Genomic DNA, 24,392 nt, shown 5'->3' on the forward strand with positions numbered 1-24,392 from the left:
ATGACGGGAGCATGCGCGGGCGTCAGCCCACCTTGCTTATCACCGCCGCGTCGAAGAGATCGCACGCCCTGGGGAACGGGCCCTCGTCGTGGCAGTGCCAGGCTTCCCAGAAGAGGTCGGCGGGCAGCGCGTTTTCGGGCGCGTACACCCGGTACACGTACTGCCTGCCGTCTATTGCCGGCAGCGCGACCATCCAGCACCTGCACTCCATGCCTGAAAGACGAGTGACGGGTGCGCCGTGGTTGCGTGCCCGGCGTGAATCAAGGCGGCGCACGCCCCTCGGGGGAAGAACAGTCAGATCTCATCCGTAAGGAGGAGAAGCCGCGTATGCGTTACCCAACTTGTGTCGGACGCGAAGATGCTTCCCGCCGCCGATGACGCCGCCTTCGGGGGCTGATGGGGTGGGGGATGTGCAAAGCCGTACCCCGCAGGGCGCCGAGCCCGGCCCTACCCGAACAGAGACCGACTCCCGAGTGAGCGCCGCGCTGGCGTCGGTGGTGGCCGGCGCGCGCCGGCGTGCGGTTCGGGACGGGGACCGGCAGATCGACACCGCGCATCTGCTGCACTCCCTCCTGGAGGCCGACCCCGAGGTGCGGGCGGTCTTCGACGAGGGGGCGCAAGTGGCGCGGCTCCTCGGCTATCTCGTCCAGCGCAGCATCGGGTACGGCCTGCAGTGGCAGGGGACGGTCGAGGACTCCGGAGCGGTGCCTGTGGTGGGGGCGGGCCAGGGTGCCCCCGTGAAGGAGACGGGCTGGTCGCCGTCCGCGAGTGCCGCCATGGAGGCGGCCATCGAGCGGGCCGACCTCCGTGGCGAACCGTGGGCACTGGGCCTCGACCTTCTGGCGGGGCTTCTCGCCGACCCGGACAACCGCGCGGTCGAGGTCCTGGCTCGGGCAGGGGCCGACGCGCAGGTGATCCTCCGGCGGATCGAGGCCGATCCGCTCACCGGGGCCGCCGCTGACGCGTTCGCCGATCCGTACGCGGAGACGCCCGTCGACTGAGTCCGCCGACGAGGCCGACGGTGAGGCCGTCTACTGAGTCCGCCGATTGAGACAGGGTCTATCGGGGGTGACGCTCATGACACGTCCTGCCATGATGTGCCGGTGGAAGCGTCTCAGGGGAATCAGACAGGCTCGCGGCCGAGCCAGGGGAGAGGCGTCGGTCTGGGGCTCGCCCTGGGGTCGGCGGTCGTCTTCGGCGGATCGGGCGTGGCGGCCAAGCCGCTGATCGAGGCGGGCCTGGACCCGCTCCACGTGGTGTGGCTGCGGGTGGCGGGCGCCGCCCTGGTGATGCTGCCGGTCGCCTGGAAGCACCGCGCTCTGCTGCTCCGCAGGCCCGCGCTCCTGCTCGGCTTCGGCCTGCTCGCCGTCGCCGGTGTCCAGGCCTGCTACTTCGCGGCGATCTCCCGCATCCCCGTCGGTGTCGCGCTCCTGGTCGAGTACCTCGCGCCCGCGCTCGTCCTCGGCTGGGTGCGCTTCGTGCAGCGGCGTCCCGTGACGCGCGCCGCGGCGGTGGGCGTGGTGCTCGCCGTCGGTGGGCTCGCCTGCGTCGTCGAGGTGTGGGCCGGTCTGAGCTTCGATGCCGTGGGGCTACTCCTCGCGCTGGGCGCCGCGTGCTGCCAGGTCGGCTACTTCGTCCTCTCCGACCAGGGCAGCGACGCGGGCGACGACGCTCCCGACCCGCTCGGCGTCATCGCGTACGGACTGCTGATCGGTGCCATGGTGCTGACCGTTGTGGCGCGGCCCTGGGGCATGGACTGGTCGGTGCTCGCCGGGAGTGCGGACATGGACGGCACGGCCGTGCCCGCGTGGGCGCTCATCGGCTGGATCGTGCTCGTCGCGACCGTCGTGGCGTACGTCACCGGGGTGCTCGCCGTGCGCCGGCTCTCGCCGCAGGTGGCGGGCGTCGTGGCCTGCCTGGAAGCGGTCGTCGCCACCGTGCTCGCCTGGGTCATGCTGGGCGAACACCTGTCGGCGCCGCAGATCATCGGGGGTGCGGTGGTGCTCGCGGGGGCGTTCATCGCCCAGTCGTCCACGCCCGCCAAGCCCCGCCAGGGGCCGGGCGCGGGCGGGCTGCCCGAGCCGGAAGAGCAGTTGTCGTCGACCGGTACCGCCATCTAGGGTGTTGATCATGCATTCACGCGCGCTCGTTCTTCCGCCTCCCGCCGCCTAGGCGCGGGCGCTTCCCGGATCACACCCGGCCGATGGCCGGGTGGAACGACGCTGCCCGCAGACGGAGCCAAGGACCTGCTCTTTCCTTTCTGCGGAGAACTCACGTGTCGAGTGTGTCGACTTCTGCCTCTTCTGCCTCCTCTGTCTCCGGTCTGTCCGTCGGACGAGGCCTCTTCTATCTGATCGTCGCCGGTACGGCCTGGGGTACCGCCGGTGCCGCCGCCGCGCTGGTCTTCGACGCCAGTGACATGGGGCCGGTCAGCCTGTCCTTCTGGCGCTGCGCGGGCGGCTTCGTGCTGCTGTTCGCCGTCCGCATGATGCGGGCGCGCCGCCGGTCCACGGTCGCCGCCGCGGGTGCGCCGCTGCGGCGCAGGCTGCCGCGCATCGTGGCGACCGGCGTGGCGCTCGCCGTGTTCCAGACCGCCTACTTCGCGGCCGTCGAGTCGACCGGACTCGCGGTCGGCACGGTGGTCACGATGGGGGCGGGACCCGTACTCATCGCGATCGGGGCCCGGTTCACCATGGGGGAGCGGCTCGGGCTCGGCGGCGTCGTCGCGGTGGCCGGGGCGCTGGCCGGGCTCATGGTGCTCGTCCTCGGCGGCGGTGGTGCGAGCGTGCGGCCGCTCGGCGTCGGGTGGGGGCTGCTCTCGGCGGCCGCGTACGCCACGATGACGCTGCTCACGAGGTGGTGGGGGCGGGACGGCAGCGCCGACTCGTCCGACACGACGGTCTGGTCGTTCGCCGTGGTGTCCGTCTGCCTGCTGCCGCTCGCCGCGGTGGAGGGCCTCGTCCCGCACGCCGCCGAGCCGGCGCGGATGGGCCTGTACCTGCTGTACATCGTCGTGATCCCGACGGCGGTCGCCTACGCCCTGTACTTCGCGGGCGCCGCCGTCATCCGGTCCGCGACCGTCTCCGTGATCACGCTCCTCGAACCCCTGAGCGCCGCGGTCATCGCGGTCGTGCTCCTCGGCGAGGAACTCACCGTGTCGACGGTGCTCGGCACCCTGCTGATGCTGGCCGCAGTGACGGGGCTCGCGGTCGCGGAGACGCGGGGCGCGGTTGCCGCGCGGCGGGAGACGGCGCTGGTGTCGGACCTGGTGTGAGGGGCTCGCGGGGCGCGGCTGGTGGTTGCGTGCCGTGCCCCGCGCCCCTTCTGGGGTGGTCAGCGGCGGCGTAGTTGGTGGTCGCGTGCCGCTGCGTCGCGGGGGCCGGCGCGGTCCGCGAGGCCTGCCGCGATCCGGTCCTGGACGTCCTGCGGTTTGTGGCTCGCGTACTTGAACTTCGCCCGTACGTCGGTCACTTCGAGGCACAGGGCACGGATCCCGGAGAGCATGCGGCCGAACGGTGCCTCGCCCACCGCGGCCGGGGCCGAGCCGCCCTCCGGCTGGAAGTGGGCGACCTGGCGGTTGAGGAGCTCGGCCTTCTCCTCCGGGTCGTCCACGACGCGGGCGGTACAGCGGAGTTGGACGGCGGCGTAGAAGCTGGTCGGTACGCCGTGCTCGGGCGGGGTGTCCGGGGGCGCCTGCCAGGGGCCCGGCACGTATACGTAGTCGTCCACCACGCTGAGCAGCACTTCGGGATCGGCTTCGAGCGCGGGCCACAGCGGGTTGGGGCGCGCCAGGTGGGTGATCACCCTGCCGAGCGGGCCATGGCCCGGCTCGAAGGCGAAGTGCGCGGGCTGTACGTGCGGGGGCTCTCCGGGCAGGCCGTTCACGGCGAGCTGCCCGAAGTCGTGGCCCGCGAGCCATTGCTGCCACTCGGCGTCGGAGCGCGGCGCGTCCCAGGGGTGGATCAGCATCACAGCTCGATCAGGTAGTCGGGTGTGTCGATGCCGGGGGCGAGGTCCGCCGACGGGACGAGCGGGTCGTGGCCCTTGCTCAGCGGGACGACGCCGGCCCAGTGGGGGAGGCCGAGGTCCTCGGGGTCGTCGTTCGGGCCGCCGGTGCGCACCTTGGCGGAGACCGCGGCGAGGTCGAGGCTGAGTACGGCGGTCGCCGCGAGCTCCTTCGCGTTCGCGGGGCGCGAGTCGGCGGAGCGGCCGGGCACGACGTGGTCGACGAGCGCGTCCAGGGCGGTGCGCTTCTCCTCCGGGTCCGTGACCTGGTGGGCGGTGCCGTGGATCACCACGGAGCGGTAGTTGATGGAGTGGTGGAAGGCCGACCTGGCGAGGACGAGGCCATCGACATGGGTGACGGTCAGGCAGACCGCGAGGCCCGGGTCCTCCCGCGGGGCGTCGCCCGCCATCCGCAGCGGCCGGGAACCCGTCGAACCGTGCACGTACAGGCGCTCGCCCACCCGGCCGTACAGCGTCGGCAGGACGACGGGGGCGCCGTCCCGCACGAAACCGAGGTGGCAGACGTAGGCCTCGTCGAGTATCGCGTGCACCAGCTCCTGGTCGTACGCCGCCCGGTCCCGCCCGCGGGTGGGGACGGTGAGGTCGGTCGGCGCGTACGAGGCGGTGTCGTTGGTGGTCTCGATGCCGGACTCGGATGCGACGCTCATTGCCTTCTCCATTGCACTAGTGCATAATGTGGTTTGTGCTAGGAGAGTATCGGATCGAAGGCCGACGCGCAGCTGAGATCGCTGCCAGCGTGGAGCGCGCGGTGGGTGGCGGGGACCTCGAACCAGGTCAACTCCTGCCGCCCATGCGTGAGTTGGCGGAGCGGCTCGGGGTGAATCCCAATACGGTGGCCGCCGCCTACCGCACGCTGCGCGAACGCGGCGTCATCGAGACGGCGGGGCGGCGCGGCAGCCGCGTACGCCCCAAGCCCGCGACGACGGTGCGTGAGCTGATCCGGGTGGACGTGCCGGACGGCGTGCGCGACGTGTCGAACGGCAATCCGGACACCGCGCTGCTTCCGCCGCTCGCCGAGGCGTTCGCGGCGGCCGCCGCGGAGGGTGACCGGCGTCCCGTGCTGTACGGGGAGGAGGCCGTGGACCCGGAAATGACCCGCCACGCGCGCGTGGCCCTCGACGAGGACGGGGTGCCGGACGGTCCTGTCGCCGTCACCTCCGGATCCCTCGACGCCATCGAGCGCGTGCTCGCGGCCCACCTCAAGCCCGGCGACGCGGTGGCGGTCGAGGATCCCGGCTGGGGCAGCCTGCTCGATCTGATGCCGGTGCTCGGACTGCGGACGGTGCCGGTGGGTGTCGACGACGACGGGCCGTTGCCCGCCGACGTGGAGGAGGCGCTGCGCGGCGGCGTCCGGGCGCTGGTCGTGACCGACCGTGCCCAGAATCCGACGGGTGCCGCGATCAGTGCTCCACGCGCGCGTGCGCTGCGAAAAGTCCTCTCCGCGCACAAGGATGTGCTGCTCGTCGAGGACGACCACGGGCACGCCATCGTCGATCTGCCGCTGCACCCGCTGGCGGGCGTGACCCGCAGCTGGGCCTTCATCCGCTCCACCGCCAAGGCGTACGGCCCTGACCTGCGCCTCGCCCTGCTCACCGGGGACCCCGTCACCGTCGACCGCGTCCAGGGGCGGCAGCGGCTCGGCCCCGGGTGGGTGAGTCACGTGTCGCAGCGCGCCGTCGTGCGGTTGTGGACGGACGGGGCGGTGGACACGGGCGAGGTGGCTGCGTCGTACGGGAAGCGGCGTGACGCCCTGATCGCCGCGCTCGCCCTGCGGGGCGTCACGGCGCACGGGCGCAGCGGCATGAACGTATGGGTGCCCGTGCCGGACGAGACCGGGGCGGTCGCCAGGCTGCTGCACGCGGGGTGGGCCGTCGCTCCGGGGGCGCGCTTCCGGATGAGCGCGCGGCCCGGGGTGCGGATCACGGTGTCGACGCTCCGGGGCGAGGACATCGAAGCGGTGGCGGACGCGGTCGCATCCGCCACCGGGCCTGCTCCCGCGCGGCGTTATGAGTGACCAGGCCGGCTTCGCGCGTGGCTATGCGTGATCGGCTCGTTCCGCGTGCCGTCCTGCCTGGGTGGCACGGATGGCACGGTGGGCCGGGCTCGTGGCCTGGACTGGGTGAGGGCTGCGCCTGCCAGGACGATCACCGCGCCGACCGGCGTCGACCAGCTCAAGGACTCGCCGAGTACGGCGACGCCCGCGGCGGTGGCGATGACCGGGACGAAGTACGTGACCATCTGGGCCGTCGTCGGACCGACCTCGGCGACGAGGCCGTACTGAATCAGGAAGGCGAGTCCGGTGCCGACGGCACCCAGTGCCACGATCGCGAGGAGCGGCCCGACGGGGAAGTGGGTGGGCAGCGACGTGAACAGCGGTGTCACGACGGCCAGCTCGGCGGTCGCGACCAGGAGCTGGGCACCGGTCAGCGAGAGGTTCGAGTGGCCGGAACCGGCCAGGGTGCGGCGCACGTAGATCCAGCCGACCGGATAGCTCAGCGAGGCGAGCAGCGCCATCGACGTGCCACGGAAGTCGAGTCCGCTGAAGCCCTGCCAGGCGCCCAGCACCGTGAGCACGCCGAGGAATCCGATGCCGAGCCCCGCGACCCTGCGCCGTGTGGGCCGGTCCTCGGAGAGGGCGACCATGGAGAGCGCCATGCCCCACAGGGGCGAGGTCGCGTTGCAGATGCCGGCGAGCGTGGACGGGATCGTCAGCTCCGCGTACGCGAAGAGCGAGAACGGCAGGGCGTTGAGCAGCAGTGCGGAGACGGTGAGGTGCGCCCAGGTCCGTGCCCCGTGCGGGAGCCGCTCGCGCTTCATCACGAGGACGACCGCGACGACCGCGGTGCCGAACACCAGCCGTCCCAGGGTGACCTGGAACGGGGCGTAGCCCTCCGTGCCGACCTTGATCAGGAGGAAGCTGAAGCCCCAGATCAGCGAGAGGATGCCGAAGCGGAGCTGCCAGCCGAGGGCGCGGCGGCGCTTCGGGCCGGCAGAACCGGCAGCGGAGGGCGGGGAGGTGGGGGACGTGGTGGTGGCGGAGCCGGGAGGGGTGGTGACGCTCATGGACCTCACCCTCAGCCAGCCGACCTCGTAGAACAAGCGAATTTAACTGCCCGATACCGCGTAGCATCGCTTACATGTTGAACCTGGAGCGCCTGCGCACACTCGACGCACTGGCCCGGCACGGCTCGGTCAGCGGCGCCGCGGCCGGACTGCACGTCACGACGTCGGCCGTCTCCCAGCAGATGACCAAGCTGGAGCGCGAGGTGGGCCAGCAGCTCCTCGCCAAGAACGGCCGGGGCGTACGGCTCACCGATGCCGGACGGCTGCTCGCCGAGCATGCCGCGCGCATCCTCTCGCAGGTGGAGCTCGCCCAGTCCGACCTGGAGGAACAGCGCGGCAAGGCCGTCGGCGAGCTGCGGATCTCCGCGTTCCCCACGGCGATGCGCGGCCTGCTGCCCGCCACGCTCACCGCACTGCGTGCCGGGCACCCCGGCCTGCGCGTCCGCTCCCAGGAGATGGAGCCGCAGCCCGGAGTCGCCGCCGTGGTGCGCGGAGACATCGACATGGCGGTCGTCCTCGACTGGTACAACAAGCCGCTGCCGATGCCCGAAGGTCTGGTCAAGGCATCGCTCCTGGACGACCCCGCCGATGTCGCCATGCCCGCGGCGCATCCCCTCGCCGACCGTGCCGAGGTGGACCTGGAGGAGTTCGCGGACGACGAGTGGATCACCTGGGCGGAGGGGGAGTTCTGCCACGAGTGGCTGATGTTCACGCTGCGCGCCAAGGGCATCGAGCCGCGGATCGCGCACCGCGCGGAGGAGCACCACACCCAGCTCGCGCTGGTGGCCGCGGGCCTCGGCGTCTGCGTGGCACCCCAGTTGGGGCGCGACCCGATGCCGGCCGGGGTCAGGGCGGTCCCGGTGCGCAACCTCGTGCGCCGTCATGTGTACGTCGTGTGGCGCGCGGACGCCGACCGCCGCCCGTCGATCAGGGCGGCGGTGGAGGCGCTCCAGGTGGCCGGTGCCGGGCTGCGCTAGAGCTCAGGGCCGGGCCTGCAGTTCCGCCAGTTTCCGGAAGTCCCAGGACGTGATCGCGTCGGGGGTGAGCCGGATCCAGGCGTGCTTCCCGTCGTACGGCATCGTGTCCATCCCGAAGTACTTCTGGGCGAACAGCCGCTCCGGGGCTTCGAGTTCGGGGCAAGGATCGCCCATCCGCGGTGACTCGGCCACGAAGACCGCCGTCCCGGACAGCTCCACGCCCCGCAACTCCCCGTACTCCACGCCCGAGTCGATCACCACGGCGATCCGCTGGTCGCCCCGCAGATCGGCCCAGCGCTTGCTGCGGGTGATGGAGAAGAGCCACAAGGACGTGCCGTCCCAGGCGAACCAGAGGGCGCTCACGTGCGGGGCGCCGTCGCCGGACACGGTCGCGACGCGGCAGGTACGTTCCGTGCTGAGGTAGGCGTCGAGTTCGCCCGGCGACATCATGATCCTGCGGCCCCGGCGCTGTGTGACGGCCATCGGTCCTCCCGCGACATGTGGAAAAGGTGGGCGCACAGCCAGAACTGACAACCCGTCAGAACCGTGCGTCTGGAAAGCATGCGGTCTCTTCCGCCATGACGCAATGGCGGCTAACCTCCGCGCATCCCGGGCGCCGGCTGTCCCGGCCGCCCCGGATGACCCAGCCGACCCGGATGATCCGGACAGGGGGAGCGATGCCGTCGTACGAACAGCTCAGGGAACTCCTCGACCCCGCAAGCACCGTCCTGATGACCGTCGAGTGCCAGCAGGGCGTGGTGGGGACGGAGAGCGCGCTGCCCGAACTCGCCGACGTGGCACGCTCGTCGGGCTGCCTCGCCAATGTCGCGCGGCTCGTCTCCGCCGCCCACCAGGCCGGGGTCCAGGTGCTGCACGCCGTCGCCGAACGGCGGCCCGACGGGCGCGGCGCCAACCACAACGCCCGCCTCTTCCGTGCCGCGGGACGGCTGCCCGTGCAGCAGCTCTCCGGGACGAAGGCCGTGCGGATCGCGCCGCCCATCGAAGTTGCCGAGGAGGACTTCGTCGTACGGCGGCTGCACGGCCTCTCGCCCCTCGCGGGCACGGACGTCGACCCGCTGCTGCGCAACCTGGGCTGCCGCACCCTCCTGGTGACCGGTGTGTCGGCGAACGTGGCGATACCGAACGCCGTCTTCGACGCCGTGAACCTGGGCTACACCGCCGTCGTGCCGTCGGACGCCATCGCGGGAGTCCCCTCCGACTACGCACCCGCGATGATCCGCAACACGCTCGCCCTGGTGGCCACCATCGCCACCACCCAGGAGATACTCGGCACCTGGAAGCGGCCCAGGGCAGTGTGACCGAGACGTCCTAGGCCAGTTTGATCGAGTCGCCGTCCACACTGATCTCGGCCGCGGGCAGCGGTTTCGGTGCCGGGGAGGCCTTCACGCTCCCGTCGGCGATGGAGAACTTGCTGCCGTGGCAGGGGCAGTTGATGGTGCCGCCCTCGACGCTCGTCACCGGACACTGTTTATGGGTGCAGCGGTTCGAGAAGGCCTTGAACTCGCCCTTCGTAGGCTGGGTGACCACCACCCCTTCCTTCTTGAAGATCTTGCCGCCGCCCACCGGGATCTCCGATGTCTTGGCGAGCGCGGCCCCGGCGGCGCCACCGGCAGCCTCGCCGGGCGTCTGCTCGGCGGCAGGAGTGGAGTCGGCAGCGTCCTTGCCGTCCCCGCCGTATCCGCCGTCATCGCCCTCCCCGCACGCGGCGAGCGCCGCGGCCAGGCTGACGACACCCGCCGCCGCGACGACGGAGCGGCGGGAGAGCGCGGGCTGAGGTTCCTTCGAAATGGTCATGTCCGGTGGTACGAGATCGCGCCCCGCTGTGTTCAAACGCTCAAGCACTTCTTGCGCGGGCCGCGTTCGGACCGGCATTAACCTGGGGCAATGCTCACCGAAGTCACCGCGGTCCGCTACGCCACGCCCTTGCGGGAGGGCGGATCGCTCCCCGGCCTCGTCGAGGCCGCCGACGGCCAGGGGATGTACGCGACGTACGTCATGAAGTTCACCGGGGCCGGACAGGGCCGCAAGACGCTGGTCGCCGAGGTGATCTGCGCACAGCTGGCGCGTGGTCTCGGCTTCCGGGTGCCCGGCCTGGTGGGCATCCACCTCGATCCCGTGATCGGCCTGGGCGAGCCCGACCAGCAGGTGCAGGAGCTCCTGAAGTCGAGCGGCGGCCTGAACCTGGGCATGGACTACCTCTCGGGCGCCCTCGGCTTCGACTCGCTCGCCTTCGGCGTCGACCCGGCCGAGGCGGGCCGCGTCGTGTGGTTCGACGCGCTCATCAACAACGTGGACCGCTCCTGGCGGAATCCGAACATGCTGGTCGTCGGCGGCGACCTGTGGCTCATCGACCACGGCGCGAGCATGATCTGGCACCACAACTGGCGCACCGCGGAGACCGCCGCCGCCAAGCCGTACGACGCCTCCGACCACGCCCTGGCCCCGTTCGGCCCCGACGTGGCCGCCGCCGCGGCCGAGCTCGCCCCGCTCGTCACGGAGGAGCTGCTCACCGCCGCGGCAGCCGACGTGCCCGACGCATGGCTGGTGGACGAGCCCGGCTTCGACAGCCCGGACGCCGTGCGCCGCGCCTACGTGGCGGCCCTGCTGCCGCGCGCCAAGACCATCCACGAACGGATCCAGCTGCCCGAGCCGCAGCGGAAGGGCGCCACCCAGTGACCGAGCAGCCGTCGCCACAGCCGCCTCAGCGGGACGTCTTCGAGTACGCCCTCGTGCGCGTCGTGCCGCGCGTGGAGCGCGGGGAGCAGTTCAACGCTGGCGTGGTGGTCTACTGCCGGGCCAAGTCCTTCGTGGCCGCCCGCACCCATCTCGACGAGGGCAAGCTGCGGGCCCTGGACCCCGGGGCCGACGTGAGCGGCATCAGGGCCGCGCTCGGTGCCGTCCAGCGGATCTGCGAGGGCGGCGAAGCGGCAGGCCAGGCCGAGCGCGACGACGCCGGGCGGCGCTTTCGGTGGCTGATCGCGCCGCGCTCGACCGTCGTACAGCCGGGGCCGGTGCACACGGGCCTCACGGCGGATCCTGCCGCAGAGGTGGACCGACTCCTCGACCTCCTGGTGAGGTAAAGAATCACAGGCCCCGGTGTGCCGTTGACACCGGGTGCCAGGGCTTCTAGCGTCTCGTTCAGCTGAAGGTACTAAGCGGTCGCTCACCATCGGGGCGTACCGTAGAGCCGCATCCCAAGGGCGAGGAGAACCAGCATGTCCACCACTGAGCAGCGCGTCGCGGTCGTGACCGGAGCAGCGCGAGGCATCGGCGCGGCGACCGCCGTGCGTCTGGCCGCCGAAGGCCGCGCCGTCGCGGTGATCGACCTCGACGAGGCCGCCTGCAAGGACACCGTCGCGCAGATCACCGCTGCCGGTGGCAAGGCGATCGCCGTCGGCTGCGACGTGTCCGACGAGGCTCAGGTCGAGGCGGCCATCGCCCGGATCGCCGACGAGCTCGGCGCGCCCACGATCCTCGTGAACAACGCCGGTGTGCTCCGCGACAACCTCCTCTTCAAGATGAGCGCGGACGACTGGGACATGGTCATGAACGTGCACCTGCGCGGTGCCTTCCTGATGTCCCGGGCGATCCAGAAGCACATGGTGGACGCCAAGTTCGGCCGGATCGTGAACCTCTCCTCGTCCTCCGCGCTCGGCAACCGCGGCCAGGTGAACTACGCCGCGGCCAAGGCCGGTCTGCAGGGCTTCACCAAGACCCTCGCCAAGGAGCTCGGCAAGTTCGGCGTCACCGCCAACTCCGTGGCCCCGGGCTTCATCGTCACCGAGATGACCAAGGCCACCGCCGACCGCGTCGGCATGGGCTTCGAGGACTTCCAGGCCGCCGCCGCCACCCAGATCCCGGTGCAGCGCGTCGGCCGCCCCGATGACATCGCCAACGCCATCGCCTTCTTCACGGGCGACGCGGCGGGCTTCGTCTCGGGTCAGGTCATGTACGTGGCCGGCGGCCCGCTCAACTAGTTCTGTCCCGGAGGGATGCGGAGATGACTGTGCAGGACAGCGGAAAGGCCGCGCTCGTCACGGGCGCCAGCCGCGGTATCGGCTACGGCATCGCGGAGGCGCTCGTCGCCCGCGGTGACCGCGTATGCATCACCGGACGCAACGAGGACGCGCTGAAGGAGGCGGTCGAGAAGCTCGGCGCCGACCGCGTCATCGGCGTCGCGGGCAAGGCCCATGACGAGGCCCACCAGGCGGTCGCCGTGGAGCGCGCCATGGAGGCCTTCGGACGGGTCGACTTCCTGATCAACAACGCCGGCACGAACCCGGTGTTCGGTCCGATGGCGGAGCTCGACCTCAACGTGGCGCGCAAGGTCTACGAGACCAACGTGATCTCGGCGCTCGGCTTCGCCCAGCAGACCTGGAAGGCCTGGCAGAGCGAGAACGGCGGCGCGATCGTGAACATCGCCTCCGTGGCGGGCGTCGCCCCCTCGCCGTTCATCGGCGCGTACGGCATGAGCAAGGCCGCCATGATCAACCTCACCGTCCAGCTCGCGCACGAGTTCGCGCCCAAGGTGCGGGTCAACTCGATCGCGCCGGCCGTGGTCAAGACCAAGTTCGCCCAGGCGCTGTACGAGGGCCGCGAGGAGGAGGCCGCCGCCGCGTACCCCCTGGGGCGGCTCGGTGTGCCGGAGGACATCGGGGGCGCCGCCGCGTTCCTCACGTCCAGCCAGTCCGACTGGGTCACAGGTCAGACACTCGTGGTCGATGGCGGCATCTTCCTCAATGCGGGCGTCAGCTGACGAAGCCCGCCCAACCGCGAGGTACACCACCTAAAGGGGACGTACGCGCGCATCAAGTGCCCCGTCGGCGCCGCAAGTTGGCCCGGCGGGGCATTGCGATATTGTCTCCCGACCCCATGGCATGGCCGATCGAGGAGCGTGCGCGTGTTCAGTGAAGTTCGCCTGGTGGCGGCAGCGGGTCTCCGTGGCCCGGCCGGGCTGCCCCGCCGGGGTCTGCGGCCCGCCGCGGCGCTGGTGTCCCTGTCCCTGCTCTCGGGATGCGGGGTCTTCTCGTCGGACGATTCCGACGAGGAGCAGCGGATCACCGTCGGCACGATGAGTGCTCCCAGCACCCTCGATCCGGCCGCCGCCTGGGACAGCTCCTGGGAGCTGTACCGCAACGTCTTCCAGACGCTCCTCAGCTTCCCCAGCGGGGCGGCCGAGCCCGAGCCGGACGCGGCCGAGTCCTGCAAGTTCACCGACGCGACGAACATGGTCTTCACCTGCGAGCTGCGCGAGGACCTCAAGTTCTCCGACGGCCACGACCTCGACGCGAAGGCGGTCAAGTACACCTTCGACCGCATGCGGCGCATCGACGTGAAGGGCGGGCCCACGGGTCTGCTCGGGTCACTCGACTCGGTGGAGACGAAGGGCGACCGGACGGTCACGTTCCGGCTCAAGAAGCCGGACGCCACCTTCCCGTTCGTGCTCTCCACGCCCGCCATGTCGATCGTCGACCCCAGTGAGTACCCGGCGGACAAGCTCCGCGAGGGCACCACGATCGCGGGCTCGGGGCCGTACGACCTGGAGGCGTACAAGGCCGGTGACCGCGCGGACCTGGTCAAGAACACCAACTACAAGGGTGCGGCCGACCGCAAGAACGACGCCGTCACGATCCGATACTTCAACAAGTCGGCCGCCATGGTCGACGCCCTGAAGAACAAGCAGATCGACGTCACCTTCCGCGGACTCGCGGCGAAGGACATCGTCGAGATGCAGGCGAACAAGAACGCGCGCGAGGGCATCCAGCTCGTGGAGGGCTCGGGCACCGAGATCCGCTACCTGGTGTTCAACCCCGATGACCCCTGGGCCAGGAAGAAGCCGGTCCGCCAGGCGTTCGCCCAGGTCATCGACCGCCCGGCCATCGCACACAAGATCTACCAGGACACCGTCGAGCCGCTGTACTCGATGGTCCCCCAGGGGCTCACCGGGCACGGCACCGGCTTTTTCGACGACTACGGGGACCCCAGCGACACCAAGGCCGCGAACATCCTCAAGAGCGCGGGCATCAACGCACCCGTGCCGCTCACCCTCTGGTACACGACCGACCGGTACGGCTCGGCGACCGAGGGAGAGTTCAAGGAGATCAAGCGGCAGCTCGAGGCGTCGGGCCTGTTCAAGATCACCATCAAGGGCCGTCCCTGGACCGAGTTCGACGCGGGCACCAAGAAGCGCGAGTACCCGGTCTTCGGCCGTGGCTGGTTCCCCGACTTCCCCGACGCGGAGAACTTCATCGCGCCGTTCATCGGCGAGAAGAACGTGCTGAATACGCCGTACCCGTCGAAGGAGATCACCGACGAGGTGCTGCCGCGTTCGCGCCGTGAGGCCGACCGGGGCGCGGTCGCCGACGACTTCGAGCGGGCCCAGAAGCTCCTCGTGGACGACGCGCGGCTGCTGCCGCTGTGGCAGGGCAAGCAGTACATCATGGCGAGCGAGGAGATCGCGGGCGGCGAGCGCGCCCTCGACCCCTCGGCGATCATGATGATGTGGGAGCTGCAGCGCAAGACCAGCTGGTAGCGCGTAGCTGGTGGCGCGTGGCCGGCGACCGGTGGGCGGCGCTGATTGTCAGTGGCCGCCGGTAGGTTCTTCGGTGAGTGAGAAGTGACCGCACACCGGAGGTTGTTGACGTGACCGACATCGCCATGCTGCCCGCGTCCTGGCGCGGAGTCCTCGGCGAGGAGCTGCAGAAGCCCTACTTCAAGGAGCTCACCGAGTTCGTCGAGCAAGAGCGGGAGAAGGGTCCCGTCTACCCTCCGCGTGACGAAGTGTTCGCCGCGCTCGACGCGACGCCGTACGACCAGGTGAAGGTGCTGGTCCTCGGCCAGGACCCGTACCACGGCGAAGGGCAGGGGCACGGCCTCTGCTTCTCCGTGCGGCCGGGCGTGAAGACCCCGCCCTCGCTGCGCAACATCTACAAGGAGATGAAGGAGGAGCTCGGCCACCCCGTGCCGGACAACGGCTATCTGATGCCGTGGGCCAAGCAGGGCGTCCTGCTCCTGAACGCGGTGCTCACGGTCCGCTCGGGAGAGGCCAACTCCCACAAGGGCAAGGGCTGGGAGAAGTTCACCGACGCGGTGATCCGTGCGGTGGCCGAGCGCCCCGATCCCGCCGTCTTCGTCCTGTGGGGCAACTACGCCCAGAAGAAGCTCCCGCTCATCGACGAGGAGCGGCACGTGGTCGTGAAGGGAGCGCACCCCTCGCCGCTGTCCGCGAAGAAGTTCTTCGGCTCGCACCCCTTCACACAGATCGACGAGGCGGTGGCGGCGCAGGGTCACGAGCCGATCGACTGGCGGATTCCGGATCTGGGCTGACTGTCTTCCGGGCTGACCTCCTTGTGGGCTGACTTCTTTGTGGGCGGGGGTCTTTGTGGGCCGGGGTCAGCCGATCTCGTACGTGAGGCTGTACGGGACGGTGGTCTCACCGTGCCGTGCGGTGAACGCGCCGGTGCCGGAGAGGCCCGTCAACTCACCCGATCCCGAGCCGGGTTGCACGGTCAGGAGGCAGGTGACCGTGCCGTCGGCGCCGAACGAGCCGCGCTGCTCCAGGACGAGGGAGCCCGTGCGACCGTCGACGGTTCCCTCGATGAACTCGTAGCCCACGAAGGCGCCGGTGGTCTCGTCGACGTACACGAGCGTGTACTCGCAGGAGGTGCCGGTGGCCTCGATGGCACCGGCGAAGTCGTTCGTGACGGCGGCGTGCGCGATGCGGGCGCCGCCCTCCGCTCCGGAGACCGGCTTCTCGTCCCAGTGGGAGAAGGTGAAGGTGCCGGTGGCTTGCGTGGTCATGGGGTGCCTTTCTCGGGGCGGTGTTGGTGGGGTGCCGGGGTTCGGCGGGCCGGGGTGGCCCCGGGGTCCTGAGAAGAGCTTGACGCCCGTACCTGACACCTTCTGTCAGGTACGGGTGCAGACTTGATCCCATGCGTGCTGACCGGCTTCTCGCCCTGCTCCTGCTGCTCCAGAACCGCGGGCGCATGACCGCGCCCGAACTCGCCGAGGAGCTGGAGGTCTCGGTGCGGACCGTCTACCGGGACGCGGAGGCCCTCGCCGCCTCCGGTGTGCCCGTGTACGCCGAGCGGGGTCCGGCGGGCGGTCTCCGGCTGATGGACGGCTACCGCACCCGGCTGACCGGACTCACGGACGACGAGGCCGACTCCCTTGCCCTCGCGGGGATGCCGGCCGCCGCCGCCGATCTGGGTCTGGGGGCCGAACTGGTCACCGCTCAGCTCAAGTTGGGCGCGGCGCTCCCGGCCGGGCTCGGTGAGCGGTCACGGCGGATCCAGGAGCGCTTTCACCTGGACGCGGAGGGGTGGTTCCGCGCGGCCGATCCCGCGCCGCTGCTGTCCGTCGTCGCCGACGCCGTGTGGCGTCAGCGGGTGCTGCGGGCGCACTACCGGCGGTGGGGCGGTGAAGTGCGGCGTGAGCTGCATCCTTTGGGGCTCGTGCTCAAGGCGGGAAATTGGTATCTGGTGGCAGCTGCAGGTGAGGCCGCCGACGACGCCGTACGTACCTACCGGGTCTCACGCTTCCTGGAGGTGACGGCGGCGGATGAGCCCTCCGTGCGGCCCGCCGGGTTCGATCTGGCCGCCTACTGGGAGGGCGCCGCGCGCGACCTGCGGGCGCGGGTGCTGCAGGGCACGGCGCGCGTGCGGATCTCACCGGCGGGGCTCCGGCTGCTGCCCGCGTTGTTCGGGGCGGCGGGGGCGCGGGCCGTGGAGGCGGCGGGCGAGCCGGACGCGGACGGCAGACGGGTGGTCGACCTGGAGGTCGAGACATTGCCCGTCGCGGTGAGCGACCTCCTGAGGCTGGGGCTTGAAGCCGAGGTGCTCGGCCCGCCCGAACTCCGCGCCGCACTGACCAGGACCGTCACCGGCCTGGCCCAGCGGTATGCGTGAGCGCCTCGCGGCCGATCGCGCCTGACCGTGATTGTCAGTGGGGGCGGATAGCGTCGAGAACGGTGTGCACGATGGGCGTACGAGCGTGGAGGACCTGGTGGCGGAGCAGCAGGAGCAGGCGGCGGAAGATGCCATGATGACCCGGATCGGGCAGGCGGTCATGCTGCACCACGGGGGTGACCGTGAGGAGGCGCAGGGCCGCTTCCTCGGTCTGTGGTCGGAGATCGGCGAGGACGGAGACCCGCTGCACCGCTGCACGCTCGCTCATTACATGGCGGACACGCAGGAGGACCCGTCGGACGAACTGGCGTGGGACCTGCGGGCGTTGTCGGCGGCGGACGAGCTCACGGACGAGCGCCTGCATGAACACCACGACTCGATCGCGGTCCGCGGCTTCTACCCGTCCCTGCACCTGAACCTGGCCGCGGACTACGCGAAGCTGGGCCGCCCCGAGGCGGCGCGCAACCACATCCGGCGGGCGCGCGGGGTGGTCGGAGCGCTGGGGGACGACGGGTACGGGGACGGGATTCGGGCGGCCATCGGGCGGCTGGAGCTGCAGTTGGGGGAGGGGAGCGAGGTGGAGTGAGGGGGAGGGCTCCGTGTGCGGTGGCTTTGTGGGGTGGGGTCAGCGGTGGGGTCAGTGCCCGTAGGCGTCCTGGCAGATGGTTGCCTCGGGGCTGCCCGGCTGCCAGCCGCCGTACTGCTTGCCCAGGGCGCAGAGGTCCGCGGTCGTGGGCACGGAGGTGGGAAGAGCCGGCGGTTCGGCGGCCTCGGGCCGGTGAGCATGGCGGCGCGGGGGCGGGTCCGAGTGGCGCGCGGGGTCGGGCGTGCGCTGCGGTGCGGCGGGGACGGTCGGGGCGGTGCCGGTGGTGCGGGGTGCCGGGGCGCGGGGCGGGCCGATGAGTTCAAGGGCTTCGCGGGCGGGGGCCTCCACGACCCGGGGGCGGGAGTAGCCGTCGGTGCGGGGCGCCGGGGGCGGGGCACTCTCGGCGGACGGACCTGGGGCGGGGTGCCGCTCGACGCTCACACATCCGGAGAGGGCGGTGACCGCCACGGAGGCCAGGAGCGTGGCGGCGGTCGTGGTTCGGTGCATTCGCGCAACTCTGGGGGGCGGGGGGTGCTTTCGGCGAGGGAACGGGCGGAAGTTGGCCCGCATGGGTGAGTTCGCCTCTGGCCGGCGGGGGGTGCGGGGGCTGGGGGCTGGTCCGCGGGTCGACTGCGCCCTGCCCGCCGCTGCGCGGCGGATCTTTCCCACCCACCCGATTACCCGGCAGCCCCGGCCGGGCGCCTGGGCCCGAACCTGATCCTGCGGCGCCTCGCCCCGATCGCCGGATGGCAGCCGCCGCAGCCGCCGTATGCTGCGGGAGCAGAACTCGCACAGTGATAGAGGAGACAGGGACAGTGGTGAAGGTCGGCTGTATCGGACTTGGTGACATCGCGCAGAAGGCGTATCTGCCGGTGCTCACCACCCTGCCGGGGGTCGAGCTGCACCTGCAGACGCGCACGCCCGCCACCCTCGCCCGCGTCGCGGGCACCCACCACATCCCCGAGGAGCGCTGCCACACCGATCTGGACGCGCTCCTCGCCCAGGGCATCGACGCGGCCTTCGTGCACGCCTCGACCTCCGCCCACCCGGAGATCGTGACGCGGCTGCTCGAAGCGGGCGTCGCCACCTACGTCGACAAGCCCCTCGCGTACGAACTCGCCGACTCCGAGCGGCTCGTGCGGCTGGCGGAGGAGCGCGCGGTCAGCCTCGCCGTCGGCTTCAACCGACGCTTCGCGCCCGGCTACGCGCAGTGCGTCGAGCACCCGCGCGAGCTGATCCTGATGCAGAAGAACCGCGTCGGCCTGCCGGAGGACGCCCGCACGCTCGTCCTCGACGACTTCATCCACGTCGTGGACACGCTGCGATTCCTCGTGCCGGGACCGGTCGAGCACGTCGGCGTGCGCGCCCGCAGCCAGGACGGGCTCATGGAGCACGTCGTGCTGCAGCTCGCGGGGGACGGCTTCACCGCGATCGGCATGATGAACCGGCTGAGCGGTTCCACCGAGGAGATCCTCGAGGTGTCCGGACAGGACACCAAGCGGCAGGTGCTCAACCTCGCCGAGGTCATCGACCACAAGGGCCAGCCCAGCGTGCGGCGGCGCGGCGACTGGGTGCCGGTGGCCCGGCAGCGCGGCATCGAGCAGGTGGTCCTCGCGTTCCTCGACGCCGTGCGCGCGGGCAAGGTGCTCAGCGCCCGGGATGCGCTGGCGACCCATGAGCTGTGCGAGCGCGTGGTTCTCGCGGCTCAGGAGCAGGCTGGCTGAGCCGTCCCTTCACGGGGCCGGGGCCCCGCAGGGAACGCACGCCCTCCGCCGCGCACAGCACCGCGAGCACGGCGAGGGCCGTGTGCACGGGCCAGTCGCCCAGCCTGACATACGGGGTGACGCCCTTGGCCAGCGGTATGTCGTACGTCGACGTGGTGCTCGCCGAGGTGCCGAGCGGTGCCCCGACCCGCTCGCCGTCGGCGCCGTAGACCGCGGAGACGCCGGTGAGCGTGGCGTGCACCATGGGGCGGCCGGTCTCGGCGGCCCGCACCGCCGCGAGCGAGGCGTGCTGCTCGGGCGCCCAGCTCGACTGGAACGACGAGGTGGACGACTGCGCGAGCAGCAACTGGGCGCCCTCACGCGTCAGATGCCGGCTCATGTCGGGGAAGGCCGACTCGAAGCACACCAGTGGCCCGACCTTCAGGGTGCCCCCGACGTCCATCACCACCGGACGCTCACCGCGCCTGCGGTCCTCGCCCGCCGCCTTGCCCACGGACGTCGCCCAGCCGAGGAGCGAGCGGGCGGGTACGTACTCGCCGAAGGGGACGAGCCGCATCTTGTCGTAGCGGTCGCCGGTCGGGCCCTGGGGGCCGACGAGTACGGAGCTCTTGAAGATGCCTGGCATGTCCGATCGGCGGGCGTCCACGTTCACCAGGATGTCGGCGCCCACCTCCCGGGAGAGCGCGGCTATCCGCCGGGCGACGTCGGGGCGCTCCGCGAGGTCGTAGCCGACACTGCTCTCGCCCCAGACGACGAGGTCCAGGTCCCGTCCCGCCAGGCCGCGGGTCAGTTCCTCCTCGCGCGCGAGCCGCTTGTCGGCGCCGCCGACCCCGTCCATGACGCCGGGCTGGACGACGGCCACGCGCATCGTCCGGCCCGTGGGCTCGGGGCGCGGCGCCCAGACCCACGCGGAGGTGGTCACGGCGGCCACGGCCACGAGCCCGGCGGTGGCGGGGAGGGTCCTGGCCACGGATGCGCGGGAGATCCCGGAGATCGTGGAACTCCTGGACACCCCCGAGGCGCGGGGCACCGCTGACGTGCGTGATGCCCCCGGCGAGCGGACGGCGTGGGCCGCGACGAGCGCGGCGACGGCGGTGTTCAAGGTGACGATCAGGGCGCTGACCAGCCACACCCCGCCCACCGACATGAGGCGCAGGGCGGGCTCGACCTGCCACTGACTGGAGCCGAGCAGCCCCCACGGACCGCCCAACCCCTCCCAGGACCTGACCAGTTCGACCATCAGCCAGGCCGACGGCAGGACGACCAGCGCGGCCGTGGTCCGCCCCGGTGTGATCGCCCCGCCCAGGAGCCTGCGTACCAGCCAGCCCCACGGCGCCCACAGCAGGCCCAGCAGCGCGGCGATGACGAGGGTGAACACATGGAGGCTCGGCAGCAGCCAGTGATGCACGGCCACCATGAACCCGAGGCCGCCGAGCCATCCGTCGATCGCGGCCCTGCGTCCGGTCTCCGCCGAGCGTGCCAGCAGGATCCAGGGCACGAGCGCGACGTAGGCGAACCACCACAGCGACGGGGCGGGGAAGGCGAGGGCGGGCAGTGCGCCGGCGAGGACGGCGAGGACGCCTCGCCATCGGGCCGATGCGAGCAGCCCCGAAGCCGAGGAGGCCGGGGCGGCCCAGGCGGCCGAAAGGCGTGGCCACCGCCGGTCCCGGTCGTCGCCGAGAAGATCCATGCAGCGCCTCCCTCGCTCCCCGACGCCAGGTCGTTCCTCCAGTGTGCGCGCCCCGGACGATCTAGGACAGTGCGCCTGCCGTGCAATTTCCCAGAGGCTTTTCCGGCACGGTTTCTCAGCCGGACGCGCGGGTCCGGGACCGCTGCTGGACCTGGCGCCACTTTTCGCGCACGGTCACCTGGCGCAGCCGCCAGCCCTGGTGCGTGCGCAGGGCCGTGAAGGCGTAGCGGCCGCCGCAGATGAAGTCGGGGGCGGAGGCTTCCGCGCCGCCCCCACCCTCATCTCCCTTCCCTCCATCCCCGTTCCCGTCCTCGCCCGCCCCCTCGCTCGTGGCGAAGCGCATCGGGTTCACGTAGTCCGCCTGGACCTGCGCGAGGTCGCCGACGTCCTGGTCGAGCGTCCCGAACCGCAGCATCCTGTTGACGATCAGGTGCTGCCGCATCGGGAAGAGTTCCATCGTCCCCGCCAGCCATCCGGCCACCTCGGCGGCGCTCGCGTCGATACCGCCCGCCGAGCTGTAGTCGGCGCGTCCGTCCGGGGTGAAGAGCCGCTGGTAGGCGCCCCAGTCGCCGTCGTCGACGGTCACTGCGTACTCGGTGATGAGGGAGTCGATGGCCAACCGGTCCATCACGGCGGCGAGTTCCACGCGCTGCGTCATCGGGTCAGTGTTGGGCACGGGGCGTGCGCAGCCAAGAGGCATGCGGAAACATGCCGGAAAGGGCTGGCGGCGCGGCGCGTATGTTGCGGTCGGTGCGGGGCGCCGTGCAGACCAACTGTCGTACTATGCCGGACAGTTGAGCGCCCGCTGTGCGTTCGTAGAGTGTTCGTGGAGCGTTCTTCGGGAAGCGTGAGCACTCCGAGCTGGGAGGCCCGGTGAAGAACGAGCAGCGCATCGCGGCGTACAAAAGGCAGGGCAACCGCAGGGAACTGACGGGGCGGCAGAAGCGCCGTATCGCGAGGAAGGCACGTCAGGGCAAGGGCTGACGCGGCAGCCGTTGACGGCGGGGCGCCACTCGTCGAAGGTACGGCTCATGAGCTCGTACACCCGCGGCGTACTGATCGACGTCGGCGGTGTGCTCGTCCGCGAATACCTGCCCGCCGTCGCGGCGGCCTGGGGCAGGCGGCTGGGCATCCCGGCCGCCGCCTTCATGGCCGCGCTGTACGAGGGGAACGAATCCGGAGTTCTCGTAGGCCGCGTCAGCGAGGACGCGTGGTGGGACACCGTCCGGGGGCGGCTCCGCACGGGACCGGACGTGATCGCCGAGCTGCGCCGGGACCTGGCGGCCGCCGAGAACTGGGACGCGGAGCTCGTGGCGTGCCTGCGCGGCCTGCGGCAGCGGGGCGTCCCCGCCGCCGTGGTCAGCAACACCTGGCCCGGTCTGCGGGCGCGCATGTCGGCCGGTGGACTGTCGGACGTCGCCGATCACCTCGTGCTGTCCTGCGAGGTCGGATGCGCCAAGCCGGACCTGCGGATCTATGAGATCGCTCTGCGGCTGCTGGCCGTCGAGCCCGAGCGGGCCTTGTTCATCGACGACACCGCCGACAACGTCGCGGCGGCGCGGGCGCTGGGAATGGCGGGTCACGTGCACACCGGCACGGCGGAAACCCTCGCGCGTATCGCGGAGTTCACGGCTCAGGGCTGAGGGCTCGCAAGCGCCGGACGGGAGAGCCCGGAGGGTGGCCCGAAGGGCGGGCCCGCAGCGCCCGCGGGGCGCCGGGGCATCAACTGGGCAGCTAGGCCGCCTTGACGACCTCTTCGCGCACGGCGGCGGCCCATGCGGTCACCAACTGCTCGTACTCACGGCGCTGTTCGACCGAGAGACGTCCACCGGCGCGCATCCACAGACCGCGGATCCGCTCGTTCAGTTCCGCGGCAGACCGTGCGGAACCAAGGGGCTGAGGGGTTAAGGGCATGCGTCAAGCCTAGGGGATGGCTACGACAATCGGAACTCTCAGCTACTGGGCAGATCCTCCAAGTGAGCGGACACACAGCGCCCCGGTGCGTCACACGCCGTCACCCATCCGGCCCATCACCGCACAGTCCCCGCCCGTGGTGCCTGATATCCAGGGAGAAGGGACGCGCCGGAAGCCGCGCGCCGTGGGGGATTCATCGCCCTGACGCCGTTGTGGCGCCCGGGCTCACCGAGTGGAGGGCCACTCATGTCCCAGTACATCAGTCTCTCCGTGGACTTCACCCAGGGTCTCAACGACGCCTGGTCGAAGGTCGCGCAATTCGTGCCGAAGCTGATCGGCTTCCTGGTCGTCATGGCCATCGGCTGGTTCGTGTCGAAGATGATCGCCAAGGTCCTCGACAAGGTGCTGCGCAAGGCCGGTTCCGAGAAACTCGCCGAACGGGCGGGTGCGCACCGGATGCTGGCGAACTCCAAGTACGACATGACGGGGATCGTCTGCAAGGTCGTGTACTTCGCCCTGCTCCTGATCACCCTGCAGCTCGGCTTCGGTGTCTTCGGCAGCAACCCGGTCTCCACGATGCTCGACGGCATCGTCTCCTGGATCCCGCGTGCCGTCGTCGCCATCGTCCTGATGGTCGTCGCCATGGCGGTGGCCAACGTCGTGCGCGACATCGTCACCAGCGCCCTGTCCTCGATGTCGTACGGGAAGACCATCGGCACGATCGTCTGGGCCTGCATCGTCGCGCTCGGCGTGATCGCGGCCCTCGGTCAGGCGGGCATCGCCACGACGGTCACCCAGCCCGTCCTGTACGCGGCGCTCGCGGCCGGTGCGGGCATCCTGATCGTCGGCGTCGGCGGTGGTCTCATCGGCCCGATGCGTCAGCGCTGGGAGCGGTGGCTGAACACGGCGGAGCAGGAGACGGCCAAGGCCCGCGGCAGTGTGAGCGCCTACCAGGCGGGGCGCGAGGACGCGATGACCAACCAGCCGGTGGAGGAGCGCGAGCGCTTCGACATCTGACCGGTCCGGGGTCCCGGACGGAACCGGTTCGGGGGCCCTCGGCTCCTCGGTCAGGATCCTGCGGACTCCGGCACCAGGTCGTGCCGCCTCACCAGCCATGAGATGGCGGTGAGGCGGCACACCGCGTAGTCATGGCCCACCGGCTCCCGCCACCCGTTCTCCGACAGCGCGTCGAGGAACCCCAGGGCGTAGTCCGCGAGGATCTCGGGGTCCGGCGTCGGCGGCACGAGCCCGGCCCCGCCCATCTCGAGCCGGTCCCGCAGCTCCGCGACGTGCTGGTCCACGGCGGCCGTGAACGCTGGCTCGAAGGCGAACTCGGCGAAGCGCGGGGCGTACGAGGCGCTGATGCGGGCGAGGGGCGACATCCCCTCACCGTAGGCCGGTCAAACCCTCCGGAAGAGGGTCTTTTGGCATGCCATTGGTCACACGCTCCTCGCCCCGCCATGGCCGGACAGCCTCACGCTCGCG

At 71.2% G+C, this 24,392-nt stretch carries 29 protein-coding genes; 17 read left to right on the top strand and 12 right to left on the bottom strand.

Annotated elements, in window-relative coordinates; translation table 11 throughout:
- Positions 1 to 22: 22 nt before the first annotated feature.
- On the bottom strand, positions 23 to 193 hold the full coding sequence (locus OG302_RS34880) for a hypothetical protein (protein WP_361843518.1): 171 nt from the start codon (positions 191 to 193) through the stop codon (positions 23 to 25).
- Between the two features lie 217 nt (positions 194 to 410).
- Here OG302_RS34880 and OG302_RS34885 point away from each other — a divergent pair, with 217 nt between their 5' ends.
- The 3 genes from OG302_RS34885 (at position 411) to OG302_RS34895 (ending at position 3,274) form a co-directional block, all read left to right on the top strand.
- Positions 411 to 1,001, top strand: a complete 591-nt coding sequence (locus OG302_RS34885) for a Clp protease N-terminal domain-containing protein (protein WP_371530397.1) — start codon at positions 411 to 413, stop codon at positions 999 to 1,001.
- A 96-nt stretch (positions 1,002 to 1,097) separates the two neighbouring features.
- Complete coding sequence (locus tag OG302_RS34890; RefSeq protein ID WP_371530398.1) at positions 1,098 to 2,120, top strand: DMT family transporter; 1,023 nt, start codon at positions 1,098 to 1,100, stop codon at positions 2,118 to 2,120.
- A 164-nt stretch (positions 2,121 to 2,284) separates the two neighbouring features.
- The gene (locus OG302_RS34895; RefSeq protein ID WP_371530399.1) at positions 2,285 to 3,274 is read left to right on the top strand and encodes a DMT family transporter; all 990 of its coding nucleotides are present in this window, start codon (positions 2,285 to 2,287) and stop codon (positions 3,272 to 3,274) included.
- Positions 3,275 to 3,333: 59 nt separating this feature from the next.
- On the opposite strand, the gene OG302_RS34900 is transcribed toward OG302_RS34895, so the two are convergent.
- Together OG302_RS34900 and OG302_RS34905 are read right to left on the bottom strand one after the other, a co-directional pair.
- Positions 3,334 to 3,969, bottom strand: a complete 636-nt coding sequence (locus OG302_RS34900; RefSeq protein WP_371530400.1) for an FMN-binding negative transcriptional regulator — start codon at positions 3,967 to 3,969, stop codon at positions 3,334 to 3,336.
- Positions 3,969 to 4,673: a pyridoxamine 5'-phosphate oxidase family protein gene (locus tag OG302_RS34905; RefSeq protein WP_371530401.1), complete on the bottom strand. Its 705-nt coding sequence runs from the start codon at positions 4,671 to 4,673 to the stop codon at positions 3,969 to 3,971. The genes OG302_RS34900 and OG302_RS34905 overlap by 1 nt, the downstream gene beginning before the upstream one ends.
- A 35-nt stretch (positions 4,674 to 4,708) precedes the next feature.
- Here OG302_RS34905 and OG302_RS34910 point away from each other — a divergent pair, with 35 nt between their 5' ends.
- Entirely contained in the window at positions 4,709 to 6,040 is a 1,332-nt protein-coding gene (locus OG302_RS34910) for an aminotransferase class I/II-fold pyridoxal phosphate-dependent enzyme (RefSeq protein ID WP_371530402.1), read from the top strand.
- Here the strand turns inward: OG302_RS34910 and OG302_RS34915 are convergent.
- A complete protein-coding gene (locus OG302_RS34915) occupies positions 6,031 to 7,089 on the bottom strand; it encodes a DMT family transporter (RefSeq protein ID WP_371530403.1) in 1,059 nt (352 codons plus the stop codon). The genes OG302_RS34910 and OG302_RS34915 overlap by 10 nt on opposite strands.
- 74 nt (positions 7,090 to 7,163) lie before the next feature.
- Between OG302_RS34915 and OG302_RS34920 the strand changes: the two genes are divergently transcribed.
- Complete coding sequence (locus tag OG302_RS34920) at positions 7,164 to 8,066, top strand: LysR family transcriptional regulator (RefSeq protein ID WP_371530404.1); 903 nt, start codon at positions 7,164 to 7,166, stop codon at positions 8,064 to 8,066.
- Positions 8,067 to 8,069: 3 nt separating this feature from the next.
- On the opposite strand, the gene OG302_RS34925 is transcribed toward OG302_RS34920, so the two are convergent.
- Positions 8,070 to 8,549 carry a pyridoxamine 5'-phosphate oxidase family protein gene (locus tag OG302_RS34925; RefSeq protein ID WP_371530405.1) on the bottom strand — a complete coding sequence of 160 codons (480 nt, stop codon included), beginning with the start codon at positions 8,547 to 8,549 and terminating at the stop codon, positions 8,070 to 8,072.
- A 194-nt stretch (positions 8,550 to 8,743) separates the two neighbouring features.
- On the opposite strand from OG302_RS34925, the gene OG302_RS34930 reads away from it, so the two are divergent.
- The gene (locus OG302_RS34930) at positions 8,744 to 9,385 is read left to right on the top strand and encodes a cysteine hydrolase (protein WP_371530406.1); all 642 of its coding nucleotides are present in this window, start codon (positions 8,744 to 8,746) and stop codon (positions 9,383 to 9,385) included.
- Positions 9,386 to 9,395: 10 nt separating this feature from the next.
- Here OG302_RS34930 and OG302_RS34935 read toward each other — a convergent pair whose 3' ends face one another.
- Positions 9,396 to 9,881, bottom strand: a complete 486-nt coding sequence (locus tag OG302_RS34935; protein WP_371530407.1) for a Rieske (2Fe-2S) protein — start codon at positions 9,879 to 9,881, stop codon at positions 9,396 to 9,398.
- Positions 9,882 to 9,971: 90 nt separating this feature from the next.
- On the opposite strand from OG302_RS34935, the gene OG302_RS34940 reads away from it, so the two are divergent.
- The 6 genes from OG302_RS34940 (at position 9,972) to ung (ending at position 15,413) form a co-directional block, all read left to right on the top strand.
- A complete protein-coding gene (locus OG302_RS34940) occupies positions 9,972 to 10,763 on the top strand; it encodes a HipA family kinase (protein WP_371530408.1) in 792 nt (263 codons plus the stop codon).
- Complete coding sequence (locus OG302_RS34945; protein WP_371530409.1) at positions 10,760 to 11,167, top strand: DUF3037 domain-containing protein; 408 nt, start codon at positions 10,760 to 10,762, stop codon at positions 11,165 to 11,167. The genes OG302_RS34940 and OG302_RS34945 overlap by 4 nt, the downstream gene beginning before the upstream one ends.
- Before the next feature lie 135 nt (positions 11,168 to 11,302).
- Complete coding sequence (fabG, locus tag OG302_RS34950) at positions 11,303 to 12,064, top strand: 3-oxoacyl-ACP reductase FabG (RefSeq protein WP_371530410.1); 762 nt, start codon at positions 11,303 to 11,305, stop codon at positions 12,062 to 12,064.
- A 23-nt stretch (positions 12,065 to 12,087) separates the two neighbouring features.
- Positions 12,088 to 12,843 carry an SDR family oxidoreductase gene (locus OG302_RS34955; protein ID WP_371530411.1) on the top strand — a complete coding sequence of 252 codons (756 nt, stop codon included), beginning with the start codon at positions 12,088 to 12,090 and terminating at the stop codon, positions 12,841 to 12,843.
- Between the two features lie 315 nt (positions 12,844 to 13,158).
- On the top strand, positions 13,159 to 14,619 hold the full coding sequence (locus OG302_RS34960; RefSeq protein ID WP_371750328.1) for an ABC transporter substrate-binding protein: 1,461 nt from the start codon (positions 13,159 to 13,161) through the stop codon (positions 14,617 to 14,619).
- 110 nt (positions 14,620 to 14,729) lie between these two features.
- Positions 14,730 to 15,413 carry a uracil-DNA glycosylase gene (gene ung, locus OG302_RS34965; protein ID WP_371530412.1) on the top strand — a complete coding sequence of 228 codons (684 nt, stop codon included), beginning with the start codon at positions 14,730 to 14,732 and terminating at the stop codon, positions 15,411 to 15,413.
- Between the two features lie 66 nt (positions 15,414 to 15,479).
- Here the strand turns inward: ung and OG302_RS34970 are convergent, their stop codons facing one another.
- Entirely contained in the window at positions 15,480 to 15,887 is a 408-nt protein-coding gene (locus tag OG302_RS34970; RefSeq protein ID WP_371530413.1) for a DUF3224 domain-containing protein, read from the bottom strand.
- Between the two features lie 131 nt (positions 15,888 to 16,018).
- On the opposite strand from OG302_RS34970, the gene OG302_RS34975 reads away from it, so the two are divergent.
- Both OG302_RS34975 and OG302_RS34980 read left to right on the top strand, forming a co-directional pair.
- Positions 16,019 to 16,993 (top strand): helix-turn-helix transcriptional regulator, encoded by a 975-nt coding sequence (locus tag OG302_RS34975; protein ID WP_371530414.1) that lies wholly within the window; start codon positions 16,019 to 16,021, stop codon positions 16,991 to 16,993.
- A 97-nt stretch (positions 16,994 to 17,090) separates the two neighbouring features.
- Complete coding sequence (locus tag OG302_RS34980; RefSeq protein ID WP_361843469.1) at positions 17,091 to 17,579, top strand: hypothetical protein; 489 nt, start codon at positions 17,091 to 17,093, stop codon at positions 17,577 to 17,579.
- Between the two features lie 51 nt (positions 17,580 to 17,630).
- Here OG302_RS34980 and OG302_RS34985 read toward each other — a convergent pair whose 3' ends face one another.
- Complete coding sequence (locus OG302_RS34985) at positions 17,631 to 18,086, bottom strand: hypothetical protein (RefSeq protein ID WP_371530415.1); 456 nt, start codon at positions 18,084 to 18,086, stop codon at positions 17,631 to 17,633.
- A gap of 311 nt (positions 18,087 to 18,397) precedes the next feature.
- On the opposite strand from OG302_RS34985, the gene OG302_RS34990 reads away from it, so the two are divergent.
- Positions 18,398 to 19,303 (top strand): Gfo/Idh/MocA family protein, encoded by a 906-nt coding sequence (locus OG302_RS34990; RefSeq protein WP_371750329.1) that lies wholly within the window; start codon positions 18,398 to 18,400, stop codon positions 19,301 to 19,303.
- On the opposite strand, the gene lnt is transcribed toward OG302_RS34990, so the two are convergent.
- Both lnt and OG302_RS35000 read right to left on the bottom strand, forming a co-directional pair.
- A complete protein-coding gene (lnt, locus tag OG302_RS34995) occupies positions 19,227 to 20,993 on the bottom strand; it encodes an apolipoprotein N-acyltransferase (protein WP_371530416.1) in 1,767 nt (588 codons plus the stop codon). The two genes, OG302_RS34990 and lnt, sit on opposite strands and share 77 nt — an antisense overlap.
- A gap of 115 nt (positions 20,994 to 21,108) precedes the next feature.
- Positions 21,109 to 21,651, bottom strand: a complete 543-nt coding sequence (locus OG302_RS35000; RefSeq protein ID WP_371530417.1) for a nuclear transport factor 2 family protein — start codon at positions 21,649 to 21,651, stop codon at positions 21,109 to 21,111.
- A gap of 373 nt (positions 21,652 to 22,024) precedes the next feature.
- Here OG302_RS35000 and OG302_RS35005 point away from each other — a divergent pair, with 373 nt between their 5' ends.
- A complete protein-coding gene (locus OG302_RS35005; RefSeq protein ID WP_371530418.1) occupies positions 22,025 to 22,636 on the top strand; it encodes an HAD family hydrolase in 612 nt (203 codons plus the stop codon).
- Between the two features lie 91 nt (positions 22,637 to 22,727).
- Here the strand turns inward: OG302_RS35005 and OG302_RS35010 are convergent, their stop codons facing one another.
- Positions 22,728 to 22,907 (bottom strand): hypothetical protein, encoded by a 180-nt coding sequence (locus OG302_RS35010; protein WP_371530419.1) that lies wholly within the window; start codon positions 22,905 to 22,907, stop codon positions 22,728 to 22,730.
- A 246-nt stretch (positions 22,908 to 23,153) separates the two neighbouring features.
- Between OG302_RS35010 and OG302_RS35015 the strand changes: the two genes are divergently transcribed.
- Entirely contained in the window at positions 23,154 to 23,924 is a 771-nt protein-coding gene (locus tag OG302_RS35015) for a hypothetical protein (RefSeq protein ID WP_371530420.1), read from the top strand.
- Between the two features lie 50 nt (positions 23,925 to 23,974).
- On the opposite strand, the gene OG302_RS35020 is transcribed toward OG302_RS35015, so the two are convergent.
- On the bottom strand, positions 23,975 to 24,289 hold the full coding sequence (locus tag OG302_RS35020) for a DUF6401 family natural product biosynthesis protein (protein WP_371530421.1): 315 nt from the start codon (positions 24,287 to 24,289) through the stop codon (positions 23,975 to 23,977).
- Between the last annotated feature and the right edge of the window lie 103 nt (positions 24,290 to 24,392).

Origin of the sequence: Streptomyces sp. NBC_01283, assembly GCF_041435335.1 — a bacterium.
Lineage (GTDB): Bacteria > Actinomycetota > Actinomycetes > Streptomycetales > Streptomycetaceae > Streptomyces.